Source organism: Aeromonas sp. sif2433, assembly GCF_019218705.1.
Taxonomy (GTDB): Bacteria; Pseudomonadota; Gammaproteobacteria; order Enterobacterales; family Aeromonadaceae; genus Aeromonas; species Aeromonas encheleia.
This window is the reverse complement of record NZ_JAHUXD010000006.1, coordinates 274,722-289,936: the sequence shown is the minus strand read 5'-3', so window position 1 is coordinate 289,936 and position 15,215 is coordinate 274,722. Positions and strand designations below refer to the sequence as shown.

At 62.2% G+C, this 15,215-nt stretch carries 14 protein-coding genes; 8 read left to right on the top strand and 6 right to left on the bottom strand.

Features of this window, described 5'->3' with window-relative positions:
- Positions 1 to 14 precede the first annotated feature (14 nt).
- The 4 genes from KW825_RS11780 to KW825_RS11765 all read left to right on the top strand — a co-directional run bounded on the left by KW825_RS11780 (position 15) and on the right by KW825_RS11765 (position 1,878).
- On the top strand, positions 15 to 380 hold the full coding sequence (locus KW825_RS11780) for a VOC family protein (RefSeq protein WP_218329314.1): 366 nt from the start codon (positions 15 to 17) through the stop codon (positions 378 to 380).
- 183 nt (positions 381 to 563) lie between these two features.
- Positions 564 to 962: a GFA family protein gene (locus tag KW825_RS11775; protein ID WP_218329313.1), complete on the top strand. Its 399-nt coding sequence runs from the start codon at positions 564 to 566 to the stop codon at positions 960 to 962.
- A gap of 66 nt (positions 963 to 1,028) precedes the next feature.
- Positions 1,029 to 1,238 carry a DUF4287 domain-containing protein gene (locus KW825_RS11770; RefSeq protein ID WP_218329312.1) on the top strand — a complete coding sequence of 70 codons (210 nt, stop codon included), beginning with the start codon at positions 1,029 to 1,031 and terminating at the stop codon, positions 1,236 to 1,238.
- Positions 1,239 to 1,467: 229 nt separating this feature from the next.
- Positions 1,468 to 1,878 carry an SRPBCC family protein gene (locus KW825_RS11765; RefSeq protein ID WP_218329311.1) on the top strand — a complete coding sequence of 137 codons (411 nt, stop codon included), beginning with the start codon at positions 1,468 to 1,470 and terminating at the stop codon, positions 1,876 to 1,878.
- 40 nt (positions 1,879 to 1,918) lie between these two features.
- Here the strand turns inward: KW825_RS11765 and smrB are convergent, their stop codons facing one another.
- Positions 1,919 to 2,443 carry an endonuclease SmrB gene (smrB, locus tag KW825_RS11760; protein WP_218329310.1) on the bottom strand — a complete coding sequence of 175 codons (525 nt, stop codon included), beginning with the start codon at positions 2,441 to 2,443 and terminating at the stop codon, positions 1,919 to 1,921.
- Positions 2,444 to 2,508: 65 nt separating this feature from the next.
- Here smrB and prmB point away from each other — a divergent pair, with 65 nt between their 5' ends.
- Positions 2,509 to 3,444 (top strand): 50S ribosomal protein L3 N(5)-glutamine methyltransferase, encoded by a 936-nt coding sequence (gene prmB / locus KW825_RS11755; protein ID WP_218329309.1) that lies wholly within the window; start codon positions 2,509 to 2,511, stop codon positions 3,442 to 3,444.
- 16 nt (positions 3,445 to 3,460) lie between these two features.
- Entirely contained in the window at positions 3,461 to 4,549 is a 1,089-nt protein-coding gene (gene aroC, locus KW825_RS11750) for a chorismate synthase (RefSeq protein ID WP_042652235.1), read from the top strand.
- A gap of 93 nt (positions 4,550 to 4,642) precedes the next feature.
- On the opposite strand, the gene KW825_RS11745 is transcribed toward aroC, so the two are convergent.
- Entirely contained in the window at positions 4,643 to 5,467 is an 825-nt protein-coding gene (locus KW825_RS11745) for an ABC transporter substrate-binding protein (RefSeq protein WP_218329336.1), read from the bottom strand.
- Positions 5,468 to 5,793: 326 nt separating this feature from the next.
- Between KW825_RS11745 and KW825_RS11740 the strand changes: the two genes are divergently transcribed.
- The gene (locus KW825_RS11740; RefSeq protein ID WP_042652233.1) at positions 5,794 to 7,182 is read left to right on the top strand and encodes a DEAD/DEAH box helicase; all 1,389 of its coding nucleotides are present in this window, start codon (positions 5,794 to 5,796) and stop codon (positions 7,180 to 7,182) included.
- A 144-nt stretch (positions 7,183 to 7,326) separates the two neighbouring features.
- Here KW825_RS11740 and KW825_RS11735 read toward each other — a convergent pair whose 3' ends face one another.
- Complete coding sequence (locus tag KW825_RS11735; protein ID WP_218329308.1) at positions 7,327 to 8,259, bottom strand: LysR family transcriptional regulator; 933 nt, start codon at positions 8,257 to 8,259, stop codon at positions 7,327 to 7,329.
- A 526-nt stretch (positions 8,260 to 8,785) separates the two neighbouring features.
- On the opposite strand from KW825_RS11735, the gene KW825_RS11730 reads away from it, so the two are divergent.
- On the top strand, positions 8,786 to 11,887 hold the full coding sequence (locus KW825_RS11730; protein WP_218329335.1) for an amylo-alpha-1,6-glucosidase: 3,102 nt from the start codon (positions 8,786 to 8,788) through the stop codon (positions 11,885 to 11,887).
- A 138-nt stretch (positions 11,888 to 12,025) separates the two neighbouring features.
- Here KW825_RS11730 and KW825_RS11725 read toward each other — a convergent pair whose 3' ends face one another.
- The 3 genes from KW825_RS11725 to cra form a co-directional block, all read right to left on the bottom strand.
- Positions 12,026 to 12,253, bottom strand: coding sequence for a DUF3955 domain-containing protein (locus tag KW825_RS11725; protein WP_218329307.1), 228 nt, complete (start codon positions 12,251 to 12,253; stop codon positions 12,026 to 12,028).
- 229 nt (positions 12,254 to 12,482) lie between these two features.
- Positions 12,483 to 13,676, bottom strand: coding sequence for an aromatic amino acid transport family protein (locus tag KW825_RS11720; protein WP_042652230.1), 1,194 nt, complete (start codon positions 13,674 to 13,676; stop codon positions 12,483 to 12,485).
- Between the two features lie 281 nt (positions 13,677 to 13,957).
- Positions 13,958 to 14,956, bottom strand: coding sequence for a catabolite repressor/activator (gene cra, locus KW825_RS11715; protein ID WP_218329306.1), 999 nt, complete (start codon positions 14,954 to 14,956; stop codon positions 13,958 to 13,960).
- Positions 14,957 to 15,215: the final 259 nt, after the last annotated feature.

Below are 15,215 nucleotides of genomic sequence, written 5' to 3'. Positions count from 1 at the left end.
GAAAGGGATCAGTCATGAATATCGCCATCCATTTTGAAATTCCGGTGCGGGATCTGGAGCGGGCCATCCGCTTCTATGAGGGTGTCTTCGAGATAGCGCTCGAGCGGGTGCAGATCGATGGCAACGAGATGGCGCTGTTCCCGCTGTTTGAGGGGATGGCGGGCTGCTCCGGCGCCCTGGCAAAGGGGGATAGCTATGTGCCCAGCCTAGATGGCAGCCGAGTCTACCTGACCGTGGCCGATATCGAGCTGGCCATGACCAGGGTGCTGCAGCGGGGAGGGGAGAGCCTCTATCCCATCACCCGGGTGAGCGACAGCATCAGGGTGGCCGAATTCAAGGATCCCGAAGGCAACCGCATCGCCCTGCAGGAGCAGAGCTGAGCAAGGTGCATGCCCTGAGTACCTGAAGACACCCCGGAGGTAGGCCCACCGGGGCTGTGAGGGGGGATGAGTGCGCCGATAGCCAGCATGGTCAGTTGCGGGATCCTGGGCTGCATGCTACTCATCTGATGCTGAATGTGGCCGACATCTCGCCGGTCCGGGCCATGGATTTAGGAGCTTGATATGCAAGGAACCTGTCTGTGCGGCGGCATTGTCGTCTCGAGCGGTGAACACCGGGAGGTCAGCCTGTGCCATTGCGCCATGTGTCGGCGCTGGTCCGGAGGGCCCATGTTTGCGGTGCATGGCGGCAAGGATGTCCGCTTCAAGGGGCTCATCCCGGTGGCCTACCGCTCGTCCGAGTGGGCGGAGCGTGGCTTCTGTCCGACCTGTGGCACCCATCTCTTCTACCATCTGCTGCCGACGGATGAATACATACTGCCTGCCGGCCTGTTTCAGGAGCAGTCGTTCGAGCTGGCCAGCCAGATCTTCATCGACGAGAAGCCGGACTTCTACAAGCTGAAAAACGACACCCCGACCCTGACCGGCCAGCAGGTGTTCGAGCAGTTCGCCCCCAAGGACTGAGGCAGAGAGCCGCTTATATAGATGAGCTGCGGCGGTTGCGTGGCGCCATGACTCGAGGAGGATAAGATGGATGAACAAGAGAAGCTGAGGGGGCCCGCCTCCTATTTCCCGGCCATCGAGCAGAAATATGGTCAGCCCATCGCCCATTGGTTGGCCCTGCTGGCGGCTCGGGAGGAGCGCAAGCACATGGCGCTGGTGGCCTGGCTCAAGAGCGAGCACGGCATGGGGCACGGCCATGCCAATGCCCTGGTGGCCCACCATCTGGCGCAGGGCTGAGCTGACCCTTTCGGTTGTGGCGGCTTTTCGGGGTGCGCAACATCCCTCGGGCTCAGTCACCGATAGGATGTCATCGCCCGGTCGGGCAGGATTAGCGCCTCTCCATCCCGCGTCGACGGGGGGCCAACCTGTCCTTTGCGGCCAAGGGGCGTAGAACTGGGCACAGGAATCAAGGGACGACGCCCTGTCTGACATTGGCGTCGGGGATCCATTCAGGAGGAGGAACTGCATGAAAATAAGCGTCAGCGTCCGGATCGAACGGCCACTCGCTGCGGTATGGGAGGGGTGGAACACCCCTGCCAGCATCATGGCGTGGAACGCCGCGACCCCCGAGTGGCACTGCCCCGGCAGCCGGGTGGATCTCAGGGTTGGCGGGCGTTTTTGCCACCATATGGCCGCCAGGGATGGCAGCATGGGGTTTGATTTCGAGGGCACCTTTACCGAGGTCACGCCGCCGACCCTGCTGGGCTACGTCATGGACGACGGCCGGGCCGTCAGGGTGCGGTTCGTTGAGGAGCAGGGAAGCACCTGGGTGCACGAGGAGTTCGACGCCGAATCCGAACACAGTGGCGAGCAGCAGCGTGCCGGCTGGCAGAGCATCCTCGACAACTTCAAGCGGTATATGGAGAGCGCGCCCTGAGGCGCGCTTTTCGATCAACCCTTTCCTGCCCGGCGGCGGGCTACTCTTCGATATCCAGCAACACCAGGATGGCGCTGTCGCCGCCCCATTCGCGCGGCGCCTGATGGAAGGCGCGCACATTGGGGTGCTGGGCCAGCCAGCTCGGGATCCGTTGCTTGAGGATGTGTTTGCCGATGCCGTGCATCACCGAGGCGACGTGGATGTTCTCTTTCTGACACAGGGTCAGCAGGGCGGCCAGCTCCAGTTTCGCCTGGTTCTGGTTCATGCCATGCAGGTCCAGATAAATCTCCGGCGGGTAGCTGCCGCGCTTGAGCTTCTTCAGTTCGAATTTCGAGACGTCTTCACGCACATAACGGGTCGGGCCATCCTCGTCCAGATGGGGCTGGTACTCGTCGCTGAAAAAGTGGTCAACCCCAAGCTTTTCGCGGCTTTCACGCAGTTCGCGTTTCTGCTTGACCGGGCGCAGGTCGGCCCTTATGGTATCTTGCTTAATTTTCCGGGTACCTTTGACAGCATCACGAAACAGCAGATTTTCCTCGTCTGTGGGTGAGGGCGTTTTTTTCATCAGGTACTCGTCTTGCTCGCTATATAGGTTTCTCGGGCCGGATATTACTCGACTTGGAGGTGGATTTGGACAAGATATTTATCGATGAGGTGGTTGCCGAGATGCACACCATCCAGGACATGTTGCGCTGGGCCATGAGTCGCTTCAACGACGCCGGGATCTTCTACGGGCATGGCACCGACAACGCCTGGGATGAGGCCGTGCAGCTGGTACTGCCCGCGTTACATCTGCCGCCAGACGTGGATCCCGGCATGCGCCACTCCCGACTGACCACCAGTGAGCGTCACCGCATCGCCGAGCTGATCATCCGCCGGGTGCAGGAGCGGGTGCCGGCCGCCTACCTGACCAACAAGGCCTGGTATGCCGGTTGGGAGTTTTACGTGGACGAGCGGGTGCTGATCCCGCGCTCCCCCATCGCCGAGATGGTGGCCAACCGCTTCGCCCCCTTCCTCAAACATGAACCGACCCGGATCATGGACTTGTGTACCGGCTCCGGTTGCATCGCCATCATCATGGCCCACGAATTCCCCCACGCGGAAGTGGACGCCATCGACATCAGCGTCGATGCGCTGAACGTGGCCGAGCGCAATATCACCGATCACGGTCTGGAGCAGCAGGTCATTCCGATCCGCTCCGATCTGATGCGGGATCTGCCGGTCGGTGACAAGTACGATCTCATCGTCTCCAACCCGCCCTACGTGGACTCCGAAGACATGTCGGACTTGCCTGAGGAGTTCCGGCACGAGCCCGAGCTGGCGCTCGCCTCCGGCTCCGACGGCCTCAAGCTCACCAAGCGCCTGCTGGCCAATGCCGCCGACTTCCTCAAGGATGACGGTGTGCTGGTGGTCGAGGTGGGCAACAGCATGATCCACCTGGAGTCCCAGTTCCCCGAGGTGCCCTTTACCTGGGTCGAGTTCGAGAACGGCGGCCACGGCGTGTTCGTGATGACCAAGGCCGAGCTGGAGCAGTACCGGGACCATTTCGCGATTTACAAGAGCTAAGCAGCAAGGAGCACCCATGGCAGGGAACAGTTTTGGCCAACTCTTTCGGGTCACCACCTTCGGCGAGAGCCACGGCTTGGCGCTGGGCGCCGTGGTCGACGGCTGCCCGCCGGGGCTGGAGATAAGCGAGGCGGATCTGCAAGTGGATCTAGACAGGCGCAAGCCCGGCACCTCCCGCTACACCACCCAGCGCCGTGAGGCGGACGAGGTGAAGATCCTGGCCGGGGTGTTCGAGGGCCGGACCACCGGCACCTCCATCGGCCTGCTGATCGAGAACCAGGATCAGCGCTCCAAGGATTACTCCGACATCAAGGACCTGTTCCGCCCGGGCCACGCCGATTACACCTACCACCAGAAGTATGGTCAGCGTGACTACCGGGGCGGCGGCCGCTCCTCGGCGCGGGAGACCGCCATGCGGGTCGCGGCGGGGGCCATCGCCAAGAAATACCTCAAGCAGATGCACGGCATCGAGATCATCGGCTTCCTCTCCCAGCTCGGCCCCATCAAGGCCGAGGCGTTCGACGCAGGGCAGATCGAGCAGAACCCCTTCTTCTTCCCCGACGCGGGCAAGCTGGAGGCGCTCGATCAGTACATGCGCGATCTTAAAAAAGAGGGCAACAGCATAGGCGCCAAGGTGCAGGTCATCGCGCGCAACGTGCCGGTGGGCCTGGGTGAGCCGGTGTTCGACCGACTCGACGCCGACATCGCCCACGCCATGATGGGCATCAACGCGGTGAAAGGGGTCGAGATCGGCGACGGCTTCGCGGTGGTGGAGCAAAAAGGCTCCGAGCATCGCGACGAGATGACGCCGGCAGGCTTTGCCAGCAACCATGCCGGCGGCATCCTGGGCGGGATCTCGTCCGGTCAGGAGATAGTGGTGAGCATGGCGCTCAAGCCCACCTCCAGCATCACGGTGCCGGGCAAGACCATCAATACCAGCGGTGAGGCCACCGAGATGATCACCAAGGGTCGTCACGATCCCTGCGTCGGCATCCGTGCCGTGCCCATCGCCGAGGCCATGCTGGCGCTGGTGTTGATGGATCACCTGCTGCGCCACCGTGCCCAGAACCAGGGCGTGCTGACCCAGACACCCCAGTTGCGCTGATCTCGGTGCCGGGCACTCGGCCGATCATGCTGCACGACAAAAAAAGGCGACCCCAGGGTCGCCTTTCTCATTGTGTATTGTCGCGTATTGTCATCAGGACGCGGGCTGGCCCAAGGTGCCGTCATCCGGCGTCTGACTGCCGTCGAAGCGGCAGAGGGGCGGGGCAAAGGCCTGACTCGGCGGGGGCAGGGTGGCGATGGCGGCGTCGATGCGGGCGAGCTCGGGCTCGCTCACCGCATCCTTGGCAAACATCAGACTGACCGGTTGCCGATGCAGCAGCAACTGGCAGCGGATGTACTGACTGGCCCCCAGCTGTGTCAGCCGATAGTTGGCGTATTGCCACTCCATGATGACGCCGTCCAGACGCCGGGCCAGCAGCAGTTCGATCAGCCGCTCGTCCGAGTTGTATTCGGTGGCGAATCTGAGGGCCGGGCAGGCCGCCGTCAACGGGGCAGGGCGGGTGCCGCGCAGCTTGCCAAGGCGCAGTTGCGTCTGCCCGCACAGATCGGTGAGGCGACGGATCCCTTGCCAGCGATCCACGTGGCCCGGGATGGGGGCATTGCTCAGCAGCACGAAACTGGCGCGCCTATAGGGGGCCGAGAAGCGGGCAAACTGACGCCGCTGCGGGGTCTCGAGTGCCCCCATGGCCAGATCCAGCCGCTGCTGCTCGACCAGGTGCAGGGCCCGGGCCCAGGGCAGGTTGCGAAACTGGGGGGTCAGACCCGCCTTGTGCAGGATCTGGCGCGTCAGTGCCACATCCAGCCCGGTCAGCTCGCCCCGCTCATCGATCTGGCTGAAGGGCGGCCAGGGACTCCAGGCCACCGACAGCGTCTCCTTGGCCGCCAGCGGCAGGCTCAGGGCGAGCAACAGACCCACTCCCATCGCGCGCCAGAGCGCGCCGGGGGCGCATATCCTCATCAAGCAAAACCTCCTTGTCAGACCTTCGAGGCAAGCGCCAACGGCGGCCAGTCATGGTCGTCTGGCAGAGGCTGGCGCGAGCGGGTGTTATCATCGTCGTTCCACCCGGCAGAGGCACAGTTTTCCATCCGTGCTGGGAGGGACGTCACATTTTTCTCGTGTAACAGGGCCAACTCCGATAGACTGCACCTCTATTCTTTCCCCTTTGCTCTGCTCCCCGGGGAAATCGTTGTTTTCTCAATAGGCCCAGATCTTGTGAGATGGCATCGGCTCAGCAGAGGAGCCCCACCACAAATCCCCGGCGCCCCTATCCCTAGCAGGTAATTATGAGTTTTTCTTCCCTCGGTCTGGCCGAACCCTTGTTGCGTGCCGTTGCCGAGCAAGGCTACGACACCCCGTCTCCCATTCAGCTGCAAGCGATCCCCGCCGTTCTGGCTGGCCGCGACCTGATGGCGGCGGCCCAAACCGGGACCGGCAAGACCGCAGGCTTTACCCTGCCGATGCTGCAGCGTCTGATGGAGAGCAAGCGTAAGGTTTCTCCCAACCGGATCCGTGCCCTGGTACTGACCCCGACTCGTGAGCTGGCCGCCCAGGTGGGCGAGAGCGTGCGCAACTACGGCAAACATCTGCCGATGCGCAGCCACGTGGTCTTCGGTGGCGTCAGCATCAACCCGCAGATGATGGCTACCCGCCGTGGTCTGGATGTGCTGGTGGCCTGTCCGGGTCGCCTGATGGATCTCTACAACCAAGGCGCCGTGCGCTTTGACGAGGTGGAAATCCTGGTGCTGGACGAAGCGGACCGCATGCTCGACATGGGCTTCATCCGTGACATCCGCAAGATCCTGGCCCTGATGCCGAAACAGCGTCAGAACCTGCTGTTCTCCGCGACCTTCGCCGAAGAGATCCGCGAGCTGGCCACCGGCCTGCTCAACAACCCGGCGGTGATCGAAGTGGCCCCGCGCAACAGCACCGCCGAGCGTATCGAGCAGCTGGTGCACCCCTGCGACAAGGCCAACAAGATCGGCCTGCTGAGCCATCTGGTTACCAGCAACGATTGGCAGCAGGTACTGGTGTTCACCCGTACCAAGCACATGGCCAACCGTGTCGCCGAGACCCTCGACAAGAACGGCGTCAGCGCCGCCGCCATCCACGGCAACAAGAGCCAGGGTGCCCGTACCCGTGCCCTTGCCGGTTTCAAAGATGGTAACGTCAAGGTGCTGGTCGCGACCGACATCGCCGCTCGCGGTCTGGACATCGACAAGTTGCCGCAAGTGGTCAACTTCGAGCTGCCCAACGTGGCGGAAGACTATGTGCACCGTATCGGCCGTACCGGTCGTGCCGGTGCCGCCGGTCACGCCATCTCCCTGGTCGCCGCCGATGAAGGCAAGCTGATCAAGGCCATCGAGCGTCTGACCAAGCAGAACATCAAGTGCGAGCAGGTGGCTGGCTTTGAAGCCTCCCGTGAGACGCTTGACAACATCGCCCGTGGCATTGGCGCGCCGCTGCGCAAAGAGCCGCGTGATCCGAGCGAAGAGCGCCGTGCGCCGCGTCCGCAGGGTCAGCGTCAGGGTGCCGGTCGTTCCGGCAATGCTGGCGGTGCGCGCACCGGCGGCAATGCGGGCAAGCCCAAGCCGCAAGGTGGACAGCGTCCGGCCGAGGGTGCCGCCAAGCCGGCCCAGGCCCGTCGTCCACGTCGCGCCAGCCACAACCAGTAAGCGGTTGAGGGTTCGCCCTCATCCTCCCACCGGGTTGATAGAAAAAGCCCTGCCAGATTGGCAGGGCTTTTTTGTGTCCGTCTCTTGCCGCCATCCCAGGTGTCTGGGGTTGCGGCCGAAGACGGGGAGGGCCAGTCTCGGGCGTCAGCAGGTGGCCATCAAGCCGTCATGCTTGCTGACCTGGGTCTGGATCTGCTGGCACAGGGTCTGAATATGGGGCTCATCCATTTTCTCGCGAGAAATATAGATACCGATCACCCCCTTGTTATATTCCTCATCCATGTCGAGCGGGACTATGCCGAATCGGGCGAAATAACCCGCCATGCTGCCTGGATAAGGCATGACGGCATTGCTGGTATTTGCCATGTCGATGCCGGCGACCAGCGAGTTGCAGGTATAAATGATCTTGTCATTGAGCTGCATGTCGGCCTGATCTTGCTGCTTTCTTGCCAGATCCTCGACCAGATGCAGATATTGCTGCTCATCCGTGGTGATCAACAGGCTGGGGTAATTCGCCAGATCCTGCTTGCCGCATATTTTCCCCGAGAGGGGATGCCCCGCCCTGACAAATACGGCGTCGCTGGACGTGAATAACGGGATGAAGATCAGGCTGTAATGTTTATCCAGACCATGGATCTCATGCCCCAGAAACAGGTCGATATGATTGCCCAAGAGCAGATCCAGTAGCCGCAGATGATTGCCCACCTCGATATTGATGGCACAGGATGGATTGGCCTCTCGATAGCGCAGGGTGACAGGGTGCAGCACATGCTGCCACCAGGCATGGCCGGTGCCCACTCTCAGTGGCAGCGCCGCCCGCTCGCGAAGCAGCGCGAGCCGTCTGAGCGTCTCGTCGTAGATCCGCTGCATCACGCGGGCCTGTGTCAGCAGCAGCTCCCCGGCCGCGGTCAGGGCCACACCGCCGGCGTGCCTGATCAGCAGGGTCGTGCCCAGGCTCTCTTCGAGTTTCTTCATGTTGTGGGTCAGCGTCGGTTGGCTCAGCCCCATATGCCGGGCTGCCAGACTCAGGCTCTGGTGGGTCGCGACTTCGATGAATTGTCTTAGATGTTTGTCCACGGAGAATGGCGTCCGTTCAGGGTCAGGCGGAGCGCAACGCTAGAGCAAGCATGCCAGGCTGTCAATCGCCAGGCTGTCGCCCGAAACGGTTTTTATGTGTGGCTCTTCACGTTGTTTTCTATTCGCTTTGACCGGCAATGGCGCCATTTTAGTGCGGGCGATCACGCAATCTCATGTCGTTATAGAGTGTATCTATCTTGCCTGCCGGGTCATCTATGTTTGCTTTCAGGCATGCCGGTGTAAGCTGCGAGAGCAATTTTATTGTGTCACTCAAATAACAAAACAAATAATAAAGTAACGAAGGGAAAATATGAGAATCCATCCATTGGCTTTATCCGTGGCATTATTATGCGGCGGCGTCGTCTTGTCCGGTTGCAACGATAACAACTCCTCCGCCAGTAATGATAATAACGTCAAGCCCGAGGTGAAGGCTCCCTGGGATTTCGATCTCTACCTGGTCGGGGAATTCAGCGGCTGGGACCGCACAGACAAATTCAAGCTGGTCTTCAAGGATGGGGTCTACCGCTTGGATAACCTGAAGATGAATTCAGGCATGTCGCCCTTCAAGGTAGGGGGGCCGGAGTGGACCAAATATCCTGATTTTTCTGCCGACAGCCGCAAAGAGACCAGTATTTTCCCCGATCAGCTCTATCCCATGTATTACCAGAATAACGGCCAGAACAACCGTCTGGTCGTGACCGAAAAAGGGTTGCTGGATATCCAGGTCAAGGTGACCAATGCCGATCTGGCGGCGCCCGTCATCGAATTTTCCATGGTGCGCGATGAGCCCAACTACGGCGAAAGCCTCTATCTGAAGGGCATAGATGGCAACCTCGAGCCTGTCTTGCAGATGGTCTACCAGGGCGACAAGCGCTATGTGGTGGTCGCCAAGCTGGCTCCCGGCGAGCACAAGATAAAGATGGCCTCCGCCCAGGATGGGATAGGTTTTGGCCCGAGCGGCGCCATCTCATTGAATGAGAGCGTCAGGATGCAGCGCTGTGACAGCAGCTGCCAGCTGGCGTCCCTGTCGGTGTCACAGGCGGGATATTACAAGTTTGTCCTCGATGCGAGTCAGGATGAGCAGGCACCCTGGCTGCGGGTCAGTGCGGCGACGGACGAGGATCTTGGCATGATCAATCCCCATGAAGGGCACGAGCTTATCGAGAAGCTGGAGTACCAGACCCACAAAGTCGGGGTCAAGGAGGTGGCCACCTTCTCGGTCAAGCAGGCCGGGGCCGACTATCGCGGCTATGCCCAATCGACGACCCAGGAGCTGCGGGATCCGGGGGATAGCTTCACCACGTATCAGGAGCAGGCGGATCTGCCCCGGTTGCGCTCGGGCGACATGGTGTTTGATGCCCTGTTTGCGCTGGCGACGCACGAGATGCGGCAAAACAGCGTGGCCCAGGTCAAGGATGGCAGTTACGGCGGCGGTCAGGCGATCCCCTGCGACTGCTTCGAAACGGGGGCCAAGTGGCATTATGTCTGGACGCGGGATCTCTCCTACGCCACCGATCTGGGGCTGGGGGTCCTGGATCCGCAACGGGCGCGGAACTCCCTGCAGTTCAAGCTCTCCGACTTCAGGGCCGAGCTGAAGCAGGGCCTCGACGGCCTGATCCCGCAGGGGCGTCAGATCATTCAGGATACGGGGACGGGGGGCAGCTGGCCCATCAGCACCGACCGCATGGGTTGGGCGCTGGCGGCCGAGCAGGTGCTGGCGGCGCTGCCTGCCGGGGAGCGCAGTGCCTTCTTGCCCGAGGCGTTCGAGGGGTTGCGCAATACCATAGAGAGCGATCGCCTGGCGGCCTTCGATGAGGGCGATGGCCTCTATGTCGGGGAGCAATCCTTCCTCGACTGGCGCGATCAGACCTATGCCAAGTGGATCACGGCCGACATAGCCCACATCGGCATGAGCAAGTCCCTCTCCACCAACGTGCTCCATTATCAGGGGTTAGGGCTGGCGGCGCGTCTGGCCACCGAGCTGGGCCAGGATGAGCTGGCGACCCGCTACAGCCAGTGGGCCGGCGCGCTCAAGCAGGCCATCAATCATGGCTTCTGGCTGGCGGATGAGAAGATGTATGCCAGCCTGATCAACACCAGCACGGATCCGAGCCCGGCCTACAAGTTCGACCTGCTCGGGGAGTCCCTTGCCATACTGGCGGGCATTGCCGATGAGGGCCAGGCCAGGGCGATCGTCAGTCGTTATCCCATGGGGCCTTATGGCGCGCCGGTCTACTTCCCGCAACAGCCCGATATGCCGGTCTACCATAACCGTGCCATCTGGCCCTTCGTCTCCGCCTATGGGCTGAAAGCCGCCGCCAGGGTGCAGAACGTGGCCGTGGCCGATCGCCATGTCGACTCCCTGATGCGCGGGGCCGCGCTCAACCTCTCCAACATGGAGAACCTGGAGTGGCTCTCCGGTCAGCCCTCGCTGATGGATCTGACCCATCCCGATCTGACGGGTCCGGTTATCAACTCTCAACGCCAGCTCTGGTCCGTCGGCGGCTATCTCGGCATGGTGACCAGCACCCTCTTTGGCTACAACCTGGAAGAGCAGGGGATCCGAGTCTCGCCCTTCGTCACCGCCCACCTGCACAAGCTGATGGGGGCCAAGCCGGAGGCGGCGCTCAAGGGGCTGAACTACCGCGGCAAGCAGATCGAGATCAAGTTGCTGCTTCCCGAGGCCGGGGAGGAGGGCAGCTACTATCCGGTGCGGGGCATCCTGCTCAATGGCGCCCCCGTGGCTGAGCTGATCACCGAGGAGATGCTGGCTGCCAGCAACCTGATCGAGATCCAGCTGGGAGCCGGGGTGGCCGATGAGCAGGGGATCCGCCTGATCGAGGACGTGGCGCCGCTGGATGTGGAGAACCGCAAGGTGTTCGCCCCGACCGAGCCCGCCCTGCTGGGGGTCACCGAGCAAGGGGGCAAGCTGGTCGTTGCCTTGCAAGACAGCGTCAACCAAGGGGCGCTCAGCTACAACATCTATCGGGATGGCAAGCTGGTGGCCGTCGGGCTGGATGCGGCGAGGGACTGGGTCGACGATCTGGCGCCGCAACCGGGCATGGCCTATTGCTACAGCGCGGAAGCCATCTACCCCGAGTCCGGTAACCGCTCCCATCATGCCAAGCCGGTGTGCTACCAACCCGAGCGCCAGCGCATCGCTGTCGATGCCGATGCGGTCTCCCATAGCGGCACCCTCACGGCGGCCGATGCGGCCATTCCCGTGCCCTATCTGAAGGACTGGGGTCGCCCGGAAGATACCCTGCTGGTGCGGGGCATCACACTGGATGGCAAGCGCGCTATTCGCCTGCAATACAGCAATGCCCAGCACGCCATCAACCTGGGGGTGACCAACGGGGTGAAGCGGGTGTCCGTGCTCAGCAATGGCAAGGTGGTCGCGAGCGGCGTGGTGCAGATGCCCCACGTGATGCAGGATGGCGACCTCAAGCCGCTGCGTGACTCGGCCCCCGTCATCGCCGAGGTGCCGGCGGGACAGTACGACATCCTGGTGAGTGACTTCTATAACATGAGCTATCTGAAGGCGAACGCTACCTACAACGATGCCGGCGGGCAGGGCGGAGCGGTCAACCTGATCGATCTGGCCAGCATCACCGTCTCGGCTCGTTAAGTCGCCGTCGCAGAGCAGCCCCGGGCCTGTGGCTCAGGACCGTCTCCATGATGCAGCCCAATGAAAAAGCCCTGCCAGTTTGGCAGGGCTTTTCTGTGTGTGCCGTTCGCCGGGAGTCCGGCGTGTCAGACAGCCGCCTCAGCGGGCTTGCTTATCCGCCTTCGCGCGCTGTTGTCGGCAAAACACCCTGAGCGCGCCGAAGAGGGCGAGCAGTATCCCCATGAAGATGAACAGGAAGCCGATGGGCAACAGGCCGAACGGCTCATGCAGATAACCCTGGCTATCCAGGTATGAGCCGATCAGCTGGAAGCTGATGAGGGAGATCACCCCGAGTACCGTGAACAGCGCCGCCAATTTCATCATCATATTATCTCGTGGTCTTGGAAGAGGTCCCAGCCTGTCATGGCAGAGTGAAGTGAATATGAAGTGGGGCTAAAGAGTATTTCAGCGGCAGACTGCCTGATGCATTGGTCACAGCTATGGGGCAGACCCTGCCAGCGCCAGCGCCAGCATCGGCCTTGTGCGAGGTGTCAGCAGGAACGAAAAAGCCCCGCCAGGTTGGCGGGGCTTCTCTTTTTCCATCCAAGGGTGAGGATCAGAGCGCTGGCAGCAGCCCCAGGCTGACGCTCACCTGGACGCCGACGATCAGTACCCCCATGGCACCGGCCAGCCCCAGGGCCAGCACGCCACCCGGGGCGCGGTAGTGGTGCGCCTCGGCCCGCTTGCGACTCTGCCACACCAGGGTCACCGGCAGCAGCACCGCCAGCACCGCCAGGGCGATGGCGGCATAGCCCAGCGCCATGATGAAGCCCTGCGGGAAGTAGAGCGCGAACAGCAGCGGCGGCACGAAGGTGATCATGCCTGTCTGGATACGGCCGCCGGCATTGTCCTTGCGGCGGGTCACCTTGGCCATGAAGTCGAACAGCCCCAGCGTCACCCCGAGGAAGGAGGTGGCCAGCGCCAGGTCTGCGAACAGGTGCATCGCCTGATTGAACGCCGGCCAGCTGACCAGGTTGCCGACGCTGGCCAGCAGGCTGTCGAGGGCCCCGCCGGTCTGGATCAGGGTCTGTTGACCGAGCAGCCCCAGGATGGCGACCTGCCACAGCACGTAGAGGATGAGCGGCAGGGCGGAGCCCCACACGAAGACCCGGCGCAGCTGCTTGGGGCAATCGCCGAGGTAGAGCATCACGCTCGGAATGGAGCCGTGGAAGCCGAACGAGGTGAAGATGACTGGCAGGCCCGCCAGCAGCAGCCCCTGGCCGAGCGGCATGGAGAGCAGGTGCTGGCCCTCGGCGCGCGGCAGCAGCAGCGCCAGCACCCCTACCATGATCACCAATTTCACGGTGAACATCAGCCGGTTGAGGTAATCCACCTGCTTGGTGCCCACGCACACCATGCCGCCAAACAGCAGGGTGAAGGCCCAGGCCGCCTGCTCCTGGCTGACGGTGGTGCCGGCATCGGCCAAGGCTTGTGCCAGCAGGCTGCTGCCGCCGCTGATGTAGGCGGAGGCGAGCGAGTAGAACAGCATCAGGATGCAGAAGGAGGCGATGCGCTTGCCCCAGGGGCCGAGCAGGTGATCCGCCAGCTGGTGCAGGTACCACTTGCCGGTGTTGAGGCTGGCCTCCACCTGCAGCATGGCGGTGAAGGCCATCAGCGCCCAGAGCCCGATCATCAAGAGCAGGGTGGCGGGGCCGCCGAGGGAGGAGGAGGCCAGCGGCAGGGCCAGCATGCCGGCGCCTATGGTGGTGCCGGCAATCAACAGGGTACAACCCAGGGTTTTGGTGTTCATGTGTCCATCCGAGATCAGAGAAAGAGTGCCAGAAGCAGAGTCAGGAGGCGCCTCCGGGGCTGAGGCCGGAGGCTAGCAATATCGGAGTGGACGCATCGTTACGAAAAACCGCTCGTTTGTAAAAGATGGTTGCCACGTTAGCGGATCAAAATAGCGGAGACAAGCCTATGACAGCAGATCTTGTACTGTGAGGTGGCAATAAGTGGAAATAAAAGATGACAGAAAACGGAATTCTTTGGTGAAAAAGCGCGCCGACGGCGGTTGCCGCTGGCGCGGGGGCCTCAGCGGCGACGCTTGAGGGTGCGGCTGATGTAGTGCAGGCCACAGTGGTATTCGCCGTTGATGGCCTTGAGCGCGAGGGTGAGCGCCTGGCCGGCCAGGGCGTCGTGCTGCTGGGGCAGGGAGTTGATGCCGAAGGGGAGAAAGTCGAGCAGGCGATCGTCACCGAAGGTGGCCATGGCGAGCCGGCTCATGTCGGTCTCCTGCTCCAGCAGGTAGTCCAGCACCCCCTCCATCAATATGTAGGAGGTGGCGACCAGCGCCTCGGGCAGCTGACCGAGCCGCAGGTGCAGCTCCTTGATCAGCCGATAGCCCTCGATGCGGGAGAAGTGCTTCCCCTCGCAGATGTGGGGCGCCGGCTGTGACGCGGCGGCCTGCTGAGCCAGCGCCTGCTCGAAGCCCGCTTTCCGCTCCTGGCTGATCGTGAGGCTGGGCAGGGCGGTGATCAAGGCCACGTGACAAATAGTTGGGCCGAGCAGGGAGGCGGTGAGATCGAAGCTCGCCTTCTGGTTCTCGCTCGCCACAGTGACGAAGTGATCGGCGGCCATGGCCCGATCGATGGCCAGGATCTGGACGCCATGGGCCTGCTGCTGCAGGTAGAAGGGATCCTCCGGCGGCAGGCAGCTCGCCACCAGCAGCGCATCCACATGGCGGCTGACCAGCATCCTGGCCAGCTCCTTCTCGGTATCCGCCTCATCTTCCGAGCAGACGATCAGCAACTGATAGCCCTGCGCCCTTGCGCCCTGCTCGAGCCGCTTGGCGAGCTTGGCATAACTGGCGTTCTCGAGATCCGGCAGGATGAATCCCAGGGTGCGAGTCTGGCCACCGCGCAGGGAGGCGGCGCGGCTGTCCGGTTGATAGTTGTGGGCATTGACCACCGCCATCACCTTGTCACGGGTGGCCTGGCTGATGCGGTATTGATCGGCCTTGCCGTTGATCACATAGCTGGCGGTGGTGCGCGAGACACCGGCGAGGGCGGCGATTTCATCCAGTTTCATCATCTTGGCTCTGTTTGAGTTGCAAGGTCCGCGACGACCCAGGGTAGGGACACCGAAAAGTGTGCGCGGGATCATATCATTGAAAAGCACTCGGCGTCGGCACTTGAACAATAAGCTGAAACGATTCAGTCTGAGTGTAAGTGAAACGATTCAGCTTGTCAGCAGGCAATGGGTGACCGGGGTTGAAAAGCCGCCCTGGATCACCGAAGGACGCAATCCGGTCTATTGTCAGCAGGCAAATTACCCGAGTGTTAAGCCGGAC

What these genes read in the sequence shown, in the direction of transcription:
- KW825_RS11780 (WP_218329314.1), top strand. Translation starts at nt 15, where the DNA reads ATGAATATCGCCATCCATTTTGAAATTCCGGTGCGGGATCTGGAGCGG.
- KW825_RS11775 (WP_218329313.1), top strand. Translation starts at nt 564, where the DNA reads ATGCAAGGAACCTGTCTGTGCGGCGGCATTGTCGTCTCGAGCGGTGAA.
- KW825_RS11770 (WP_218329312.1), top strand. Translation starts at nt 1,029, where the DNA reads ATGGATGAACAAGAGAAGCTGAGGGGGCCCGCCTCCTATTTCCCGGCC.
- KW825_RS11765 (WP_218329311.1), top strand. Translation starts at nt 1,468, where the DNA reads ATGAAAATAAGCGTCAGCGTCCGGATCGAACGGCCACTCGCTGCGGTA.
- smrB (WP_218329310.1), bottom strand. Translation starts at nt 2,443, where the DNA reads ATGAAAAAAACGCCCTCACCCACAGACGAGGAAAATCTGCTGTTTCGT.
- aroC (WP_042652235.1), top strand. Translation starts at nt 3,461, where the DNA reads ATGGCAGGGAACAGTTTTGGCCAACTCTTTCGGGTCACCACCTTCGGC.
- KW825_RS11745 (WP_218329336.1), bottom strand. Translation starts at nt 5,467, where the DNA reads ATGAGGATATGCGCCCCCGGCGCGCTCTGGCGCGCGATGGGAGTGGGT.
- KW825_RS11740 (WP_042652233.1), top strand. Translation starts at nt 5,794, where the DNA reads ATGAGTTTTTCTTCCCTCGGTCTGGCCGAACCCTTGTTGCGTGCCGTT.
- KW825_RS11725 (WP_218329307.1), bottom strand. Translation starts at nt 12,253, where the DNA reads ATGATGATGAAATTGGCGGCGCTGTTCACGGTACTCGGGGTGATCTCC.
- KW825_RS11720 (WP_042652230.1), bottom strand. Translation starts at nt 13,676, where the DNA reads ATGAACACCAAAACCCTGGGTTGTACCCTGTTGATTGCCGGCACCACC.
- cra (WP_218329306.1), bottom strand. Translation starts at nt 14,956, where the DNA reads ATGATGAAACTGGATGAAATCGCCGCCCTCGCCGGTGTCTCGCGCACC.